Raw genomic sequence first — 17,021 nt, 5'->3', positions numbered from 1 at the left:
TCCTCACCCTTTTGCCGCACCCCTGGTCCGTGCGCTGCGCCCGCTGGTGCGTGCCGAGGCCACCGCCGAGGCGCCCGGGACCACGATGGACGCGGGCGATCTGGAACAGGCCGTCTGGGTCCGGCTCTTCGAACGGCTCGACGGTTCGGGGCCGCCCCCCGACGCCGCCCGCTGGGTGCGTTCGGCGGTGCGGGCCGAGGCGCGCCGGGCCCGCCGTACCGCCGCCCGGGAGCGCCCGCTGCTCTCCGTACCCTCCGCCGAGCCACCCGCCGACCCGGCCGGTGGACCCGAACGGGCGGCCCTGCGGGCCGAACGGAGTCATGCCCTCTGGGCCGCCGTGGCCCGCACACCAGGGAACTGTCCCCGGCTGCTGGCTGCGATGTTGTCCCCCAGCGACCCCACGTACCGCGAAATCGCAGGAGAGTTGGGAATCTCACAGGGGAGTCTGGGGCCCATGCGTTCCCGTTGCCTGGGATGCCTGCGCAGAATGCTGCCGACAGAGGTTGCGGCTCCCGAGCATGGGGGAATGGAGCGTTAGACAACCACGGGATCAGGTGAGCGGGAGGCATGCGCACATGGGCATGAGCGTGACCATCTCAGCGGCGACGGAGCGGGACGCGGAGCACATCCTCAAGCTCCAGTACCTGTGCTACCAGTCCGAGGCCGAGCTCTACGGCGACTACGCCATCGAGCCCCTCACCCAGTCGCTGGACGATCTGCGCACCGAGATCGGCCAGGGGCACGCCCTGGTCGCCCGCCTCGGCGACGAGGTGATCGCCTCCGTACGCGCTCGTGCCGGGGACGACGGCACGGCCAGGATCTCCAAGCTGATCGTGCACCCCCGGATGCAGCGCCACGGGCTCGGCGGACGGCTGCTGGACGCGATCGAGCGGGAGCTGGCGGCGACCCCGGCCGCGCGCCGGTTCCAGCTCTTCACCGGGCACCGCAGCGAGGGTGAGCTGAGGCTCTACCGCAGCCGTGGGTATGTACCGGTGGCGACGGAGGAGGTCGGGCCCCGGCTGACGGTGGTCACCCTGGTCAAGGAGTCCCCCGCGACCGCGTACACCACCAGCGCCTGAGGCGGGACGCGTCCCGCCGGGCCCGTGCCCGCCCCGACCACCGGGGGCCGGGCCCATGGCGCGGCACCGGGGCGGTGCCGGTGGTCCGATGGATCGTGCCGGGCTCGCGTGCCGGGTCCAGCGGGCGGGCTCTCCCCAGCGCGGCGGACGGGCCCTATCCGGCGCGCCGGGCCCGGCGCAGCCAGAGCATTCCGGTGACCGGCAGCAGGACCGGGATGAAGAGGTAGCCCATCCCGTACTCCGACCAGACGGTGGAGTCGGGGAACGCGCCCGGGTCGAGCACCGTCCAGGTCCCCACGATCAGCACACCCGCCAGCTCCGCGGCGCAGCACACCAGCGCCGCCCGGCGGGCGGCCTCCCCGCCCCGCACCAGCGTGTAGGTGATGAAGGCGTAGACCACGGCGGCGACCGCCGAGAGGACATGCGCCAGGGGAGCGCTGCCGAAGTCGGTGATGATCTGGTAGGCCGAGCGGGAGACCGCGCCGACCGACATCACCCCGTAGAGCCAGAGCAGCAGCACCCCGGGCCCGCGCACCAGCGCGGTGCTCTCGGCGCGGGTCCGCTCGGCGCGGGTCCGCTCGGCGGTGGACTCAGTGGTGGACTCGGCCATGGTCAGCCTCCCCAGATGTCGTAGAGCCGGACTTCGAGGACGGCGAGGACCACGGCGCCCGCCGCGACGGTGGCCGATCCCCAGCGGGAGCGTTCGACGAGCGAGAGGAAGGCGGCGGCGGGGACCGTGAACAGCGCGCCGATGAGATAGACGACGAAGGTGGTCGCGCCCTCGTGCGGCTCGCCGCCGTCGGCCAGCTTCACCACGCCCACCACGAGCTGGGCCAGGGCCAGCACCGTCACCACGGCCATGCCGATGAAGTGCCAGTCCTTGGTCGGCTGGTCCCGGAGGGCCGCGAGACCGCACCAGGCGGCGAGGGCGAGCGCGGCCACCGAGACCGTGATCGTCAGGGCGTCAAGCATGGTCCCGAGCGTATTACGCGCGGCCGCCCCCGCCGCGCGCGCCCCCGCCGCCCGTGCCTGTCAGCCCTCGTCACCCTGGTAGCCCTCGTCACCCTGGTCCGCGACCCCGCACCGCCCCGGCCGCCCGTGCCTGTCACCGCCGTGCCCGCCCCCGCCGCCGTGGCCTTGGCCACAACGCCGCATCCATGGACCCCGCGTCCCTCCCCGCCGACGGAGGCATCACCGCAGGTCATACCGGTTCCCCAGCAGCGGAGAGTGATAGATCGCCATAGCGACACTGTCCGCTATTCGGACAGGCGTGATCGCCTCATATGACCATCTGCTTTACTTGCCGCCATGACCACGACGAGCAGCCGCACCCTTGCGACCGAGGCGATGAAGACGCCCGGTGCTCGTTGTATGTGTCGAATGTGCGCCTTCTGAGGGTCCCCGCCTGTACCTCACGCCCCGAAGTGAGACCGCGCGGCCTGCGTGTCCGCCCCGCCGGACCGCCGCCCCCCGCCCCGAGGCGGAGGAGCGTGCCGCGGCCCGGACGCCCATCCGTATCCGTAACGGACCCGTCAGCTTCTGCCCGAACACGACAGAACACGACGGACCACGACGGAAACACGACGGAACACCCCCGTCGGCACGGATGAGGGCCCGGCGCCGAGACGACAGAAACTCCCGAAGACGAACGCCCCGTGAACGGCGAAGCCCCTTTGCCGTGCACTCGACAGTGACGGACATCCCCAGTGATCACCACAACGGGCCTCACCAAGGTCTACCGCTCGCGAGGACGCGAGATCACCGCCCTGGACGGCGTCGACCTCCATGTGGCCGAGGGCGAGGTGTACGGCGTCATCGGCCAGAGCGGCGCGGGCAAGTCCTCCCTCATCCGCTGCGTCAACCTCCTCGAACGCCCCACCTCGGGCACCGTGACCGTGGACGGCCAGGACCTGACCGCACTGGCCGGACGCGGCCCGCGCGCCGGACGTGAGCTGCGCGCCGCCCGCACCCGGGTCGGGATGGTCTTCCAGCACTTCAACCTGCTCTCCTCGCGCACCGTGCGGGACAACGTCGAGCTGCCGCTGGAGATCCTCGGCCTCTCCGGCCAGGAGCGCACCCGCAAGGCGCTCGACCTCCTCGACCTGGTGGGCCTCGCCGACAAGGCGAAGTCCTACCCGGGCCAGCTCTCCGGCGGGCAGAAGCAGCGCGTCGGCATCGCGCGCGCCCTCGCCGGGGACCCCAAGGTCCTCCTCTCCGACGAGGCGACCAGCGCCCTCGACCCGGAGACCACCCGCTCCATCCTGGAACTGCTGCGCGACCTCAACCGCCGCCTCGGGCTGACCGTCCTGCTCATCACGCACGAGATGGACGTCGTCAAGACGGTCTGCGACTCGGCCGCGCTGATGGAGCAGGGCCGGATCGTGGAGTCCGGCACGGTCGCCGAACTGCTGGCGACCCCGGGCTCCGCCCTGGCCTCCGCGCTCTTCCCGGTCAGTGGTGAGCCCTCCGCCGAGCGGAGCACGGTCGTGGACGTCACCTTCCACGGCGACGCCGCCACCCAGCCCGTGATCTCCCAGCTCTCCCGTACGTACAACATCGACATCTCGATCCTCGGCGCCGCGATGGACACCGTCGGCGGCAAGCAGGTCGGCCGGATGCGGATCGAGCTGCCCGGCGGCTACGACGAGAACGTGGTGCCCATCGGCTTCCTGCGCGAGCAGGGCCTTCAGATCGACGTCGTCAACCCCGCCACCGCCGCCGCTCCGGCCGTCACCGTGGCCAAGGAAGGTGCCCTGTGACCTGGTCGGAGATGGCTCCGCTGCTGGAGCAGGCGTGTTGGGACACGCTGTACATGGTCGGCTGGTCCACCCTGGTCACGGTCGTGGCCGGACTGCCGCTCGGCATCGTCCTCGTCCTCACCGACAAGGGCGGACTGCTCGCCAACGCGGTCGCCAGCAAGGTGATCGGGCAGATCGTCAACATCACCCGGTCGATGCCGTTCATCGTCCTCCTGGTGGCGCTGATGCCGCTCACCAAGGCGATCACCGGCACCACCATCGACCGCGAGGGCGCGATCGTGCCGCTCGCCATCGGCGCCATCCCGTTCTTCGCCCGGCTGGTGGAGACCTCGGTCCGCGAGGTGGACCGCGGGCTCGTCGAGGCCGTGCAGTCCATGGGCGGCTCGACCTGGACCGTCGTACGGAAGGTCTTCGTCCCGGAGTCCATGCCGTCGCTGGTCGCCAGCGCCACCACCACCGTGATCGCGCTCATCGGCTACTCGGCCATGGCGGGCATGGTCGGCGCGGGCGGCCTCGGCGACATCGCCATCCGCTACGGCTACCAGCGGTTCGACTCCCAGCTGATGTGGGTCACCGTCGGCGTCCTGGCCGTCATGATCGCCGTGCTTCAGTTCGCCGGGGACTACACCGCCCGCCGGCTGCACCGGCGCGGACAGGGCGCGGCACCCCGGCTGAGGCTGCTGCGGGCCGGCGCCGCGAACGCGACCGCCACCGCGGGCGCCGCCACGGCCACCGGCACCCCCGTCATCGCCGAGCGCCCCAAGGCCGACACCCCCTGAGACCTCCCCTCTGACCCGACCACGGGTCGCACCATCGCACCACCCATGGAGAAAGGCACTTTTCGTGCGTAAGACCACCAAGATCACCACCGCCGCCCTCGCCGTCGGAGCCCTCACCTTCGGGCTCACCGCCTGCGGCTCCGACAAGGACTCCGCCAAGGCGGACCCCGACTCCCCGCTCGTCGTCGCCGCCAGCTCCGTCCCGCACGCCCAGATCCTGGGCTTCGTCAAGGACAAGCTGGCCGCGAAGGAGGACCTCAAGCTGGAGGTCAAGGAGTTCACCGACTACGTGACGCCGAACACGGCGACCCAGAGCGGTGAGGTGGGTGCGAACTACTTCCAGCACAAGCCCTACCTGGACGACTTCAACAAGAAGAACAAGACGACGATCGTCCCCGTCGCCACGGTCCACCTGGAGCCGCTCGGCCTCTACTCCAAGAAGATCGAGAAGCTCGCCGACCTGAAGAACGGCGCCACCGTCGCCCTTCCCAACGACACCACCAACGAGGCCCGCGCCCTCAAGCTCCTCGCCGAGAACGGGCTCATCACCCTCAAGCCGGACGCGGGCGCCGACGCCACGCCCAAGGACATCGCCGAGAACCCGAAGAAGCTCACCTTCAAGGAGCTGGAGGCGGCGCAGCTGCCGCGTTCCCTCGGTGACGTCGACGCGGCCGTGATCAACGGCAACTACGCCGTCGAGGCCAAGCTCAGCCCCGCGAAGGACTCGCTGGCCCTCGAAGCCGCCGCGAACAACCCGTACGGCAACTTCCTCGCCGTCAAGGAGGGCAACGAGAAGGACCCGCGCGTCGCCAAGCTCGCCAAGCTCCTGACCTCGCCCGAGGTGAAGAAGTTCATCGAGGACGAGTACGACGGCTCGGTGATCCCGGCCTTCTGAGCCGACCCGCAGGCCCGACGGGCCGGGCCCCGCACTCCTCGGAGGGCGGGGCCCGCCGCGCGCCCCACCCCTGTGGTGCGGCCCGCCCGGCGCATGCTGCATGCTGGGGCCCCGGCGCGGAAGTTGCCGGTACGGGTTCCCCCCGCCCACAGCAGGCCCCTGGTTTACGGAGCGGCGCATGAAGACCACCTTCCCGGACGTGTCGATCAGCACGGAGCGGTTGGTGCTGCGCCCCTACGAGGAGTCCGACATCCCGGCGTACGCCGACATGATGAACGACGAGCAGATCACGGCCTGGACCCCGGCACCGCATCCGTACACCGCCGACCACGCCCGCGCCTGGGTCCACACGGCGTCCCGCGCCGAGCGTACGGAGGGCCGGGGCATCGCCCTGGCCGTCACCGAGTTCCTCACCCAGCGCCTGGTCGGCGGCGTCCAGCTGCACAGCACCGACTGGCGCACCCGCGCCACCCAGGCGTCGTATGTCACGGCGCCCTGGGCGCGGGGCGAGGGATACGCCACGGAGTCGGTGCTCGCCGTCGCCCGCTGGCTCTTCCACGACCAGGGCTTCGAGCGCCTGGAACTGCGCACCGCCGCCGACAACACCGCCTCCCAGCAGGTGGCGCAGAAGATCGGCGGTATCAGCGAAGGCGTCCTGCGCAACGCGTGGATAGCGCGCGTCCCGACGGACGAGGGCACCTGGACCGAGGCCCGTACCGATCTGATCGTCTGGAGCCTGCTCCCCGAGGACCTGGAGGGCGCCACGGACCAGATGGACGAGTTCGGCTACGCCTCCTTCACCGAACTCCCCTGACGCGCGAGCGCGATGGGCGCGCCCGCGCCAGGTAACCTCACCCTGCCAGCCCCAGCACCCCACCCGCGACACCACCAGGGAGACGACGAAACGATGGCCGACCGCGTCACGGTGATCGGCTGGGACGGCTCGCCCCTCACCACCGCGGCCCGGTCAGCCCTCTCCGCCGCCACGCTCGTGGCCGGAGCCCCGCACCACCTCGCGCTCCCCGAGGTCCCCCCGACCGCCGAACGCATCCGCCTCGGCAGCGTCGAACTCGCCGCCCGCGCCATCGCCCGCCACCGGGGCAGCCCCGTCGTCCTCGCCGACGGCGACCCCGGCTACTTCGGCGTCGTCCGCACCCTGCGCGCGCCCGAGTACGGCCTTGAGGTCGAGGTCGTCCCCGCCGTCTCCAGCGTCGCCGCCGCCTTCGCCCGCGCCGCGATGCCCTGGGACGACGCCCAGGTCGTCGTCGCCCACCCCCGTACGCTGCGCCGCGCCGTCAACGTCTGCCGCGCCCACCCCAAGGTCGCCGTGCTGACCTCGCCGGGCGCGGGCCCCGCCGAGCTGGCGCTGCTCCTCGAAGGCGTGCACCGTACCTTCGTCATCTGCGAGGAACTCGGTACGGCACGGGAGCAGGTCACCGTACTGACCTCGGACAAGGCCGCCGACCACTTCTGGCGCGACCCCAATGTCGTGATCGCCATCGGCGGCTCCCCCGGCCACACCGTGTCGGGCCCGGGCTGGGCCGGTGCCCGCGAGTCCGGCTATCCGGGGCCGGTACGGGGGTGGGCGCTGCCCACCACCGACCCGGCGCCCGGCGACCCGGCGGCGAACGGCCCGCGCGCGGGCGAGTCCGCTTCGGTGCGGGCCGCCCAACTCGCCCGCCTCGGCCCCCGCCTGGGCGACCTGGTCTGGGACATCGGCTCCGGCGGCGGGGCCCTGGCCGCGGAGGCCGCCCGGTTCGGCGCCGCGGTGATCGCGGTCGACCAGGACCAGTCCGCGTGTGTCCGCACCGACGCCCACGCCCGCCGGGCGGGCGTACAGCTCCAGGTCATCCACGGCCGGGCGCCCCAGGTACTCGAACGCCTCCCCGAACCCGATGTCGTACGCGTCGGTGGCGGCGGTGTCGAGGTGGTCCGCGCCTGTGCCGACCGCCGCCCCGAGCGCATCGTCGCGCACGCCTCGTCACGTGATGAGGCCGAGGCCATCGGAGCCGCTCTGACCAGCGGTGGATACACCGTTGAGTGCTCTCTGCTCCAGTCGGTGGAACTCGATCCGGGCGACTGGCAAGAGCGCGAACGTTCCGTCGCCTTCCTTCTCTCCGGCCGCCGCCCCGACCGCGCCCCGTGATCCTCATATCGAACAACCCGAGGTAGGCTGGCCGATCGTTGTACCGCCCCCGGGGGGGTGCGCGCCCGCTGCTCGGAGGCTCCCACGAGGGCCCGAAAAGCGGTGCCGCTCCGGCCAGGGTGTGTGGTACGCCGACATAGCCGGGCACGCGCAACGTGGCGCAGCCCACAGTGGACCGTGGCGGATCTCCCTGCCAGGGCCGCGAACGGCCGCGAGAATGCTGGGAGTCCGTGAGGCGATCGTGCCGCGCGGCGCACGCGCTCGTTCTCCTTGACGGGCGCCGGGTGTGCCGCGATCGGGCGCTCCGGTGACGGGCGAAGGATCACAATCGATGGGCGAGGGGTACGCATGACTGACACCGGCCAGGTCCCGGGCGAGGGGCAGCCGGAGAACGCAGGCGTGGTGGAGCCGCAGCCGGGTGCGCCCGGTGCTGAGGCGTACACCTTCCTGGACCCCTCCGAGGCCGCACCCGAAGAGGACGATCTGCTGCTGATGCCCGGCGCCCAGGGGGCGTGGAGCGATCCACAGACGCATATGCAGACGCCTCCCGCCGGGGTCCCGGTTCCGCCGCAGTTCTCCCAGCTTCCCCCGCCCCCCCCGGTGCCCCTCGGCGCCCCGGACCTCGTCGGTACGGAGGCTTCCGCCGTGCCCACGGCCCCGGGCGCGCCCGCGCCGGGCCCGGAGTGGACGGGGCAGCCCGTGACACCGCTCGCGGAGGGCCAGGTACCGGCGGGGGAGTTCACCACCCCCGTTCCGGTGGCCACCGCTCCGGTGGCGCCCCGCCCGCTGCACCTGGGGCCGCAGGTGCCCGACAGCACGGGTGGTGTGGTGCGTTCGCTCGCCGACCGCGGACCGGCCGAGAGCGTCGCGCAGCCCGCGCCCCCCGTCCCGGCTCCGGTTCCCGCCCCGGTGGCTCCCCCGGCGGTCCAGGCCGCTCCGGTCGCCCCGGTGGCGCCCGAGCCCACCGCCGCCGAGACCACCGCGCCCGCCGTAGCCCCTGTCGACATCCCGGTCCCGGCCACCGCGCCCGCCGGGACCGCCGGGACCGCGAGCGGCGCGGGTCCCGCCCAGGAGCAGCCGGGCGCCACCGCTCCCGGACCCGGCCAGATCCCGCCCCAGCCGGGCCCCCAGCACAGCGCCATGACGCTGCCGGGCCCGCAGCTCGGTCATATCCCGGCCCAGCCGGGGATGCCGGGCGCCGCCGTGCCACCGCTGCCGGGGCCCCAGTTGGGGGAGATCCCGCCGCAGCCGGGCGCGCCCTGGGGGCCGTCGACCGCGCAGCCCACAGCAGCAGAAACGGTCGTCCCCGCACCGGTCGTCCCGGCACCGGCCGCGCTGGAGCAGCCCACGGCGGAACAGACCGCCCCGGAGGCTCCCGCCGCTCCGGAGCCCGCCGCGCAGACGGTCGCCGCCGCCGCGCCCGCGGTGGCCGAACCGACCGCGCCCCCGGCTCCTCAGGCCGAGGCCGCCGAGGCCGCCGCGCCTGCCGAAGCGCCCGCTGAACCCCCAGTTCCGGCCGAAGCCCCCGCGCCCGCCGAGCCGGTGGAGTCAGCCGCCGCGCAGACCCTCCCGGCCGCGCCCGAACCCGCCCCCGCCGAACCCGCCCCGGCCGTCAGCGCTCCGGAGCCGGTCCCCCCGGCCCCGGTCACGCCCGAGGCCCCCCCGGTCGAGAGTGGCCAGGCCGCCGCGCCGGTCCAGACCGCCGTCCCGCCGGTCGCCGAGGCCCCGGCGCGGCCCGCCCCCGAGGCGACCCCGGAAGCGGCGCCGACACCCGAGCAGGCCGCCGGGCCCACCGAACCCGCCACAGAGCCGGTTCAGGTTCAGGAGCCGGAGCCGGTCCAGGAACCGGAACAGGCTCCGCAGGCCGCCCCCCAGCCCCCCGCCGCGCCGGAGCCCCTCGCGCCGGTCACCCCCGTGGAGACGGTGGCGACCCCCGAGACGGCTCCGCGGCCGTCCGCGCCGAGCGCCGATCCGGTCCCGGCCGAGGCCGCCGAGGCCCCCGCGCCCGCCGCCCAGGTCCCGCAGGCACCGGCCGCGGAACCGACCGAGCGGCAGGCCCCCGAGCAGCAGGCCGACCCGGCGCCCGAACCGGCCGCCGCCGCACAGCCCGAGCCGGACGCCCCGGTCGCGACGGAAGCACCCGTGTCACCCGTAGCACCCGAGCTGCCCGAAGCACCCGAGGTGCCCGAAGCACCCGAGGTGCCTGAGACGCCCGTCGCCCCTCCCACCCCCGTATCCGAGACCACCACCGAACCGAACCCCGCAGTGAGCACCGACAGCACCCTTGAGCCGACCACACCGGCCGCCGCGACCGACGCCGTGACCCCCGAGGCCACCATCGGAGCGCCCGCCGCAGGCACCGACGCCCCCGCCCCGACCGCGACGGACGCGACGCCCGACGCGACAACGGACGAGACAGCGGACGCGACACCAGTCCCGGTGACGGACGCGACGCCCGACCCGGACACCGGCACCGACCCGGACACCGGCACCGACACGACCACGGAGTCCGAGACCGACATGGTCACGGTCACCGACACGCCCCCGGCCACCGACGCGGCCCCGGAGCCCGAGGCGGACCGCAAGCCCCCCGCCCCCGCCTTCGACGACGCCGAGCGCGAGGCCGTGCTGAGGGTGATGCGCGAGCGGCGCGACATCCGCAACGGCTTCCGGGACGACCCCATCCCGCACGAGGTGCTGCTGCGGGTGCTGGAGGCCGCGCACACCGCCCCGAGCGTCGGCCACTCGCAGCCGTGGGACTTCGTCGTCATCCGCTCGGCGGAGACCCGGCAGACCATGCACGAGCTGGCACAGCGCCAGCGCGACGCCTACGCCAAATCGCTGCCGAAGGGCCGGGCGAAGCAGTTCAAGGAACTGAAGATCGAGGCGATCCTCGAAACCCCGGTCAACATCGTCGTCACCGCCGACCCCACCCGGGGCGGCCGCCACACCCTCGGCCGCCACACCCAGCCGCAGATGGCGCCGTACTCCTCCGCGCTCGCCGTGGAGAACCTCTGGCTCGCCGCGCGCGCCGAGGGCCTGGGCGTCGGCTGGGTGAGTTTCTTCGACGAGCGGGAGATGGTCCGGGCGCTGGGTCTGCCCGAGCACCTGGAGGTCGTGGCGTACCTGTGTGTCGGGTATGTCGACGAGTTCCCGCAGGAGCCCGAGCTGGCACAGGCGGGCTGGTCGAAGCGGCGCCCGCTGTCCTGGGTCGTCCACGAGGAGACCTACGGCCGCCGGGCCCTGCCCGGCGAGGAGCCGCACGACCTGCTCCAGGAGACCGTGGCCAATATCCGCCCGCTGGACGCCAAGGCGCTCGGCGAGGCGTGGGAGCGGCAGAAGCGGATGACGAAGCCCGCGGGTGCCCTCGGCATGCTGGAGATCATCTCCGCGCAGCTCTGCGGGCTCTCCCGGATGTGCCCGCCGCCGATCCCGGAGCCCGCCGCGGTCGCGATCTTCGCGGGCGACCACGGGGTGCACGCCCAGGGCGTCACGGCGTGGCCGCAGGAGGTCACCGGCCAGATGGTCGCCAACTTCCTCGGCGGCGGAGCGGTCTGCAACGCCTTCGCCAACCAGGTCGGCGCCGAGGTCTGTGTGATCGACGTGGGCGTCGCCTCCGAGCTGCCCCGGACGGCGGGTCTGCTGCCGCGCAAGGTCCGCGCGGGTACCGGTGACTTCACCACCGGTCCGGCGCTCACCCGGGACGAGGTGCTCTCGGCGATCGAGGTCGGCATCGAGACCGCCCGGGATCTGGTGGCGGCGGGCAACAAGGTCCTGATCACCGGCGAGATGGGTATCGCGAACACCACCGTCTCCGCCGCGCTGATCTGCGTCTACACCGGCACCGACCCGGCGGAGATCACCGGCAGGGGCACCGGCATCAGCGATGAGATGCACGCCCGCAAGGTCGATGTCGTCCGCCGTGGTCTGGAGTTCCACGAGCCGGACCCGGCCGACCCGGTCGGTGTCCTCGCCGCCCTCGGCGGCCTGGAGCACGCGGCCATGGTGGGTCTGATCCTCGGTGGTGCCTCCCTGCGCACCCCGGTGATCCTGGACGGTGTCTCCGCCGGTGCCGCCGCGCTGCTCGCCCGCGCCGTCGCGCCCGAGGCGCTGGCCGCGTGCATAGCGGGCCACCGCAGCGCCGAGCCGGGCCATGTGGCCGCGCTCAACAAGCTCGGTCTGCGTCCCCTGGTCGATCTGGACCTGCGCCTCGGCGAGGGTACGGGAGCGCTGCTGGCCCTTCCGGTGGTCCAGAGCGCGGCACGGGCGATGCACGAGGTGGCGACGTTCGACTCGGCGGGCGTCACCGAGAAGTAGCCCCGTACGGCCCACGGGCCCCGGCCTCGTCGCAGGGGGCCGGGGCCCGTACGCCGTACACCACCGGACCGCACGCACCGGGGCATCCGTCCCGTACCGCGCGACACGGCGCGGACCCGGCGCCGGACGGCTGAGCACCATCCGCGGTGACACCGCCCGGCCCACCCGGCCTCGGCCGGGACCCCGCCCGCACCCCTTCCCCCCACGGCTTAAGGTGTCCCCACCAGCCACTTCGCCCGCCGAGGAGTTCCACCACCATGGCCGAGCAGACCCCCGAGCGGGCCTACCCCTCCCCGGACGCCTCCGATCACTCCGCCTATCCCGTCGGCCTCCGGCTCTCCGGCCGCCGCGTGATCGTCGTCGGCGGTGGCCAGGTCGCCCAGCGGCGGCTGCCCGCCCTGATCGCCGCGGGCGCGGACATCGTCCTCATCTCGCCCTCCGCCACTCCGTCGGTCGAGGCGATGGCGAACGCCGGGGAGCTCCGCTGGGAGCGCCGCCGCTACACCGAGGGCGACCTCGACGGCGCCTGGTACGTCCTGGTGGCGACCGCCGACACCGAGGCCAACGAGCGCGTCTCCGCCGAGGCCGAACGCGCCCGCGTCTGGTGCGTCCGCTCCGACGACGCCCTGGCCGCCACCGCCTGGACCCCGGCCACCGGACGCTCCGCCGGGGTCACGGTCGCGGTCCTCACCGGCCGGGACCCCCGCCGCTCCGCCGCCGTCCGGGACGCGGTCGTCGACGGACTGCGCGACGGTTCGATCGCGGCCCGCCCGTACCGTACGAAGTCCCCCAGCGTCGCCCTCGTCGGCGGCGGCCCCGGCGACCCCGATCTGATCACCGTCCGGGGCCGCAGGCTCCTCGCGGAGGCGGATGTGGTCATCGCCGACCGGCTCGGCCCCCGTGACCTGCTGGACGAACTCCCCGACCAGGTCGAGGTGATCGACGCGGCAAAGATCCCCTACGGCCGTTTCATGGCCCAGGAGGCGATCAACAACGCCCTGATCGAGCACGCGCGGGCGGGCAAGGCGGTCGTGCGGCTCAAGGGCGGGGACCCGTTCGTCTTCGGGCGCGGCATGGAGGAGGTCCAGGCGCTCGCCGAGGCGGGCATCGCCTGCACCGTCGTTCCCGGGATCTCCAGCTCCATCAGCGTGCCGGGCGCGGTCGGCATCCCGGTCACCCACCGAGGCGTCGCCCATGAGTTCACCGTGGTCAGCGGCCATGTCGCGCCGGACGACGAGCGCTCCCTGGTCGACTGGGGGGCCCTGGCCGCCCTGCGCGGCACGATCGTGATCCTGATGGGCGTCGACAAGATAGCCGCCATCGCCCGCGCCCTGGTGGCGGGCGGACGCGACCCGCGCACCCCGGTCGCCCTGGTCCAGGAGGGCACCACCGCCGCCCAGCGCCGGGTGGACGCGACCCTGGAGACGGTGGGGGAGACCGTGACCGCCGAGGGGATCCGGCCCCCGGCCGTGATCGTCGTCGGTCCCGTGGTGGCCCTGGGCTCCGACGCCTGAGCAACCCCACCGCGACCAGGAGAGCAGCAGGAGAGACCGTGGCAGAGATCATCACCATCGAGGACCCCGACGACGCCCGGCTGGGCGACTACACCGGCCTGACCGACGTCGAGCTGCGGCGCCGCCGCGAGCCCGCCGAGGGGCTGTTCATCGCCGAGGGCGAGAAGGTCATCCGGCGGGCCGTGGACGCCGGGTACGGGATGCGGTCGATGCTGCTCTCCGCCAAGTGGGTGGACGCCCTGCGGGACGTCATCGACGCCTCCGAGGCCCCGGTCTATGTGGTCACCCCCGACCTCGCCGAGCGGGTCACCGGCTACCACGTGCACCGGGGCGCGCTCGCCTCGATGCACCGCGAGCCCCTGCCTGGCCCGGCCGAACTGCTGGCGGGCGCCCGCCGGGTCGCGGTCATGGAGGCCGTGAACGACCACACCAACATCGGGGCCATCTTCCGCAGCGCCGCCGCCCTCGGCATGGACGCCGTGCTGCTCTCACCGGACTGCGCGGATCCGCTGTACCGGCGTTCCGTGAAGGTCTCCATGGGCGCGGTCTTCTCGGTGCCCTACGCCCGGCTGGAGCGCTGGCCCCACGATCTGGACACGGTCCGGGACGCGGGCTTCCGGCTGCTCGCCCTCACCCCCGCCGAACGCGCGGTCTCCCTGGACGAGGCCGCCCCCCACACCCTGGACCGGGTCGCCCTGATGCTCGGCGCCGAGGGCGACGGCCTGTCCGCGCGCGCCCTGGGCGCCGCCGACACCTGGGTCCGTATCCCCATGGCCCACGGCGTGGACTCGCTCAACGTCGGTGCCGCCGCCGCGGTCGCCTTCTACGCGGTCACCGCGGGCCGCCCGGTCGCGGACGGCTGACCCTCACGTACCGCGTCCCGCGACGACCCCTCAGATCTGCTGTGCCAGCGCGATGCTGAGGGCGACCACCAGCGTCACCACACAGAAGACGAAGATCCGCTGCCGCAGCAGCCGGGGATTGGCGGGCCGCCGTACGGCCGTCGCCACCGTCCGCACCCCGGACCTGCCCCCGGCCCCGCTCCGTGGCCGCGGCGCCCCCTGGGAGCCGGTACGGGAGGTTCCGGGCCGACCGGGAGCGGAGCGTCCGGCACCCGGCCGGCCGCCACCGCCACGCCGCTCGGGCCTGCCGGAGGGCTCGGGCCGCCCGGCCGCCTCCGGCCGGTCGGCGCGCTCCATCCGCTCCGTACGCTCCAGCCGCCCCGAGTGGCGTGCCGTGGGCCGCTCCGCCTCCAGCCGGTCCCGCTCCATCCGCTCCGCGCGTTCCCGGGGGACGGCCGGACGGACGTCGTTGAGACCCTGCGCCTCGCGCGCCGCGATCTCCTTGAGCCGCATGGAGAGCTGGAGCGTGCTGGGACGCTCCTCGGGATCCTTCGCCAGACAGGCCCGCAGCAGCGGGGCGAGCGCGTCGGGCACCCCGTGCAGCTGGGGCTCCTCGTGGACGACGCGGTAGAGCATCACCTCGGAGCTGCCGTGCCCGAACGGCGAGTCCCCGGTCGCCGCGTACGCCAGCGTGGCGCCCAGCGAGAAGACGTCCGTGGCGGGGGTGACGGCCACGCCCCGCACCTGCTCGGGCGCGAGGAAGCCGGGCGAGCCCACCGCCGTACCGACATGGGTGAGGGTGCTGGCGCCGGTGGCCCAGGCGATGCCGAAGTCGATGATGCGCGGGCCTTTGGGGGAGAGCAGGATGTTCGACGGCTTGAGGTCCCGGTGGACCACACCGGCCTCATGGACCGCGACGAGCCCCTCGGAGAGCGCGGCCCCGATCGCGGCCACGTCGGCGGCGAGCAGCCCGCCGCCCTCGGCGACCTTGTCGTGCAGGGACGGACCCGGTACGTACTGGGTCGCGAACCACGGGCGGTCCGCCTCCAGGTCCGCCGCCACCAGCCGGGCGGTGCAGCCGCCCCGGATCCGCCGCGCCGCCGACACCTCCCGGGCGAACCGCGAACGGAACTCCTGGTCCTCGGCGAGATCGGGCCGGATCACCTTGAGCGCGACCCGCTGCCCCCGCCGGTCGGAACCGAGGTAGACGACGCCCATCCCGCCCGCGCCGAGCCGCCGGTGCAGCCGGAACGAGCCGACGACACGCGGGTCCTCGCGCCGGAGCCGCATCATCGCCATGTCCGTCCCCTATACCTAGCGGTGGGAAGACCCCACGGCTACCTCGCGGTGGGGAGCGCCCCACCCCTGCCTCGGTGGCGGGGAAGCCCCCGCCACCCTGTCCCGCCGGTGGTGGCCCACCGCCGGTGTGTCCCGCCCGCGGTGGAGCCGCGGCGGTCTCCTCCCTCGTCCGGGAGGACGACCCCCGGCCGGTGGCATCGCCCCCGTGGTGGGGAGGACCCCACCGCCACCGGTACGGCCGCGCGGTCGGAAGTGAGCCCCGGCCAGCCGGGTGCTGATCGTCCGTTTTCGCCGTGGCACAGCTTACGTACCCCCGCCCCGGTGCGCTCATAGGCCGCGCCCTCGCCGTCCGGTGGATTGTCAGTGCCGGGTGGGAGACTTGAGAAGTGGCCGGGGGAGAGCGGATCCGTTCCCCCGGTTCCGTTCGCGTTCTCAACGGACCGTCGGTGAAGGGGGATTGGATCGGTGAAGGGTGATCGCGTCGAGATAGTGGTGGACGCCGGGGACACCACTCGTACCTATGAAGTCGTGGCAAGCCGGGCGGGCCGCCGGGTGGAGACAGCGGTGCGCCGGGGAGTGGTGGAAGTGAGCGAAGTCACCCGTGGTGGTTCGGTGGTCAGGACCGCCCGCTTTATGGCCGCCCGGGTGCTGGCCTTGGTGGAGCAGCCGGTCCCCCGGGCGGAGGCGGCGGAGCGCCCCCTCCGGGAAGACCCTCATACCTAGGTCCACATCTCCACCCAGGGGAGTACACGGAGGGACGACGGCTCATCCTCCGGGAGGCCCGGCAATCGGTACGCGGGCATGACGTCCGGCCCGTCCCGGTTACCTAGGCTTGGAATCAAGCGGCGGGTGCAGCACTCGTCCCCCGAGGTCAGACACCCGCCGCTGTGACAGACGACAGGAGAGGAACCATGGCGGACACGGCATCGCGGACGATGATCCGTACGCGAGGACGCAAGGCGTCAGCCTCGTTCGGCGCCCGTCCCGGCCAGCGCCACCCCCTGGTGGCGACGGCGATGGTTCTTCCCCTGGCAGCACTGCTCGTGGTCGTCTTCGGCGGCTGGGAAGCGGTGGTGACACAGGCGTCGTCCGTGGGCGTGATGCTGGGGCGCTGAGCGGCGCCCCGGACCCGGAAGAGCGGTCCGGGTCGGGGACATCCAGCCAAATACCCCGTGGGGACGGGGGTGCGGCGGACGGCATGCAATGGCCGGTTAGCTGGGGAGCTGACCGGCCATCGCGCTGTCCGGACCCGTTCGCGCCCCAGGAGACCGCCCGTCGCCGGACCCGTCGCACGACAGAACCCCCGGCCGTCGTGACGGCCGGGGGTTCCGGATGGTGCGCGATACTGGGATTGAACCAGTGACCTCTTCCGTGTCAGGGAAGCGCTCTCC

The 17,021-nt window shown here is 73.6% G+C and carries 15 protein-coding genes; 12 read left to right on the top strand and 3 right to left on the bottom strand.

Features of this window, described 5'->3' with window-relative positions:
• Both ACFVIM_RS22515 and ACFVIM_RS22510 read left to right on the top strand, forming a co-directional pair.
• On the top strand, positions 1–538 hold a 538-nt coding region (locus ACFVIM_RS22515), incomplete at its 5' end, for a sigma-70 family RNA polymerase sigma factor (RefSeq protein ID WP_384304059.1).
• Between the two features lie 37 nt (positions 539–575).
• Entirely contained in the window at positions 576–1,079 is a 504-nt protein-coding gene (locus ACFVIM_RS22510) for a GNAT family N-acetyltransferase (protein WP_384304056.1), read from the top strand.
• 154 nt (positions 1,080–1,233) lie between these two features.
• Here ACFVIM_RS22510 and ACFVIM_RS22505 read toward each other — a convergent pair whose 3' ends face one another.
• Both ACFVIM_RS22505 and ACFVIM_RS22500 read right to left on the bottom strand, forming a co-directional pair.
• Positions 1,234–1,689, bottom strand: coding sequence for a hypothetical protein (locus ACFVIM_RS22505; protein ID WP_384304053.1), 456 nt, complete (start codon positions 1,687–1,689; stop codon positions 1,234–1,236).
• A gap of 2 nt (positions 1,690–1,691) precedes the next feature.
• Positions 1,692–2,051: a hypothetical protein gene (locus tag ACFVIM_RS22500; RefSeq protein ID WP_384304049.1), complete on the bottom strand. Its 360-nt coding sequence runs from the start codon at positions 2,049–2,051 to the stop codon at positions 1,692–1,694.
• A 734-nt stretch (positions 2,052–2,785) separates the two neighbouring features.
• On the opposite strand from ACFVIM_RS22500, the gene ACFVIM_RS22495 reads away from it, so the two are divergent.
• From ACFVIM_RS22495 to ACFVIM_RS22460, 8 genes are all read left to right on the top strand, one after another.
• Positions 2,786–3,838, top strand: coding sequence for a methionine ABC transporter ATP-binding protein (locus ACFVIM_RS22495; RefSeq protein ID WP_384304046.1), 1,053 nt, complete (start codon positions 2,786–2,788; stop codon positions 3,836–3,838).
• Positions 3,835–4,617, top strand: coding sequence for a methionine ABC transporter permease (locus ACFVIM_RS22490; protein WP_384304044.1), 783 nt, complete (start codon positions 3,835–3,837; stop codon positions 4,615–4,617). The genes ACFVIM_RS22495 and ACFVIM_RS22490 overlap by 4 nt, the downstream gene beginning before the upstream one ends.
• A 64-nt stretch (positions 4,618–4,681) precedes the next feature.
• Entirely contained in the window at positions 4,682–5,512 is an 831-nt protein-coding gene (locus ACFVIM_RS22485) for a MetQ/NlpA family ABC transporter substrate-binding protein (protein ID WP_384304042.1), read from the top strand.
• Between the two features lie 178 nt (positions 5,513–5,690).
• Positions 5,691–6,326: a GNAT family N-acetyltransferase gene (locus tag ACFVIM_RS22480; RefSeq protein ID WP_384304039.1), complete on the top strand. Its 636-nt coding sequence runs from the start codon at positions 5,691–5,693 to the stop codon at positions 6,324–6,326.
• Positions 6,327–6,419: 93 nt separating this feature from the next.
• Complete coding sequence (gene cbiE, locus ACFVIM_RS22475; RefSeq protein WP_384304037.1) at positions 6,420–7,658, top strand: precorrin-6y C5,15-methyltransferase (decarboxylating) subunit CbiE; 1,239 nt, start codon at positions 6,420–6,422, stop codon at positions 7,656–7,658.
• A 348-nt stretch (positions 7,659–8,006) separates the two neighbouring features.
• Positions 8,007–11,975 (top strand): nicotinate-nucleotide--dimethylbenzimidazole phosphoribosyltransferase, encoded by a 3,969-nt coding sequence (gene cobT / locus ACFVIM_RS22470; protein WP_384304034.1) that lies wholly within the window; start codon positions 8,007–8,009, stop codon positions 11,973–11,975.
• 257 nt (positions 11,976–12,232) lie between these two features.
• On the top strand, positions 12,233–13,489 hold the full coding sequence (cobA, locus tag ACFVIM_RS22465) for a uroporphyrinogen-III C-methyltransferase (protein ID WP_384304031.1): 1,257 nt from the start codon (positions 12,233–12,235) through the stop codon (positions 13,487–13,489).
• Positions 13,490–13,527: 38 nt separating this feature from the next.
• The gene (locus tag ACFVIM_RS22460; protein WP_384304028.1) at positions 13,528–14,352 is read left to right on the top strand and encodes a TrmH family RNA methyltransferase; all 825 of its coding nucleotides are present in this window, start codon (positions 13,528–13,530) and stop codon (positions 14,350–14,352) included.
• Between the two features lie 30 nt (positions 14,353–14,382).
• Here ACFVIM_RS22460 and ACFVIM_RS22455 read toward each other — a convergent pair whose 3' ends face one another.
• Positions 14,383–15,630 carry a protein kinase gene (locus tag ACFVIM_RS22455; RefSeq protein ID WP_384304025.1) on the bottom strand — a complete coding sequence of 416 codons (1,248 nt, stop codon included), beginning with the start codon at positions 15,628–15,630 and terminating at the stop codon, positions 14,383–14,385.
• A gap of 465 nt (positions 15,631–16,095) precedes the next feature.
• Between ACFVIM_RS22455 and ACFVIM_RS22450 the strand changes: the two genes are divergently transcribed.
• Together ACFVIM_RS22450 and ACFVIM_RS22445 are read left to right on the top strand one after the other, a co-directional pair.
• Positions 16,096–16,353, top strand: coding sequence for a hypothetical protein (locus ACFVIM_RS22450; protein ID WP_384304022.1), 258 nt, complete (start codon positions 16,096–16,098; stop codon positions 16,351–16,353).
• Positions 16,354–16,541: 188 nt separating this feature from the next.
• Positions 16,542–16,745, top strand: a complete 204-nt coding sequence (locus ACFVIM_RS22445; RefSeq protein ID WP_384304019.1) for a hypothetical protein — start codon at positions 16,542–16,544, stop codon at positions 16,743–16,745.
• Positions 16,746–17,021 lie beyond the last annotated feature (276 nt).

This window comes from Streptomyces sp. NPDC057638 (assembly GCF_042800315.1).
In the GTDB taxonomy this organism is placed as follows: Bacteria; Actinomycetota; Actinomycetes; order Streptomycetales; family Streptomycetaceae; genus Streptomyces.
Note: the sequence above shows the minus strand (reverse complement) of the source record. Positions and strands in the feature narration are given on the sequence as shown.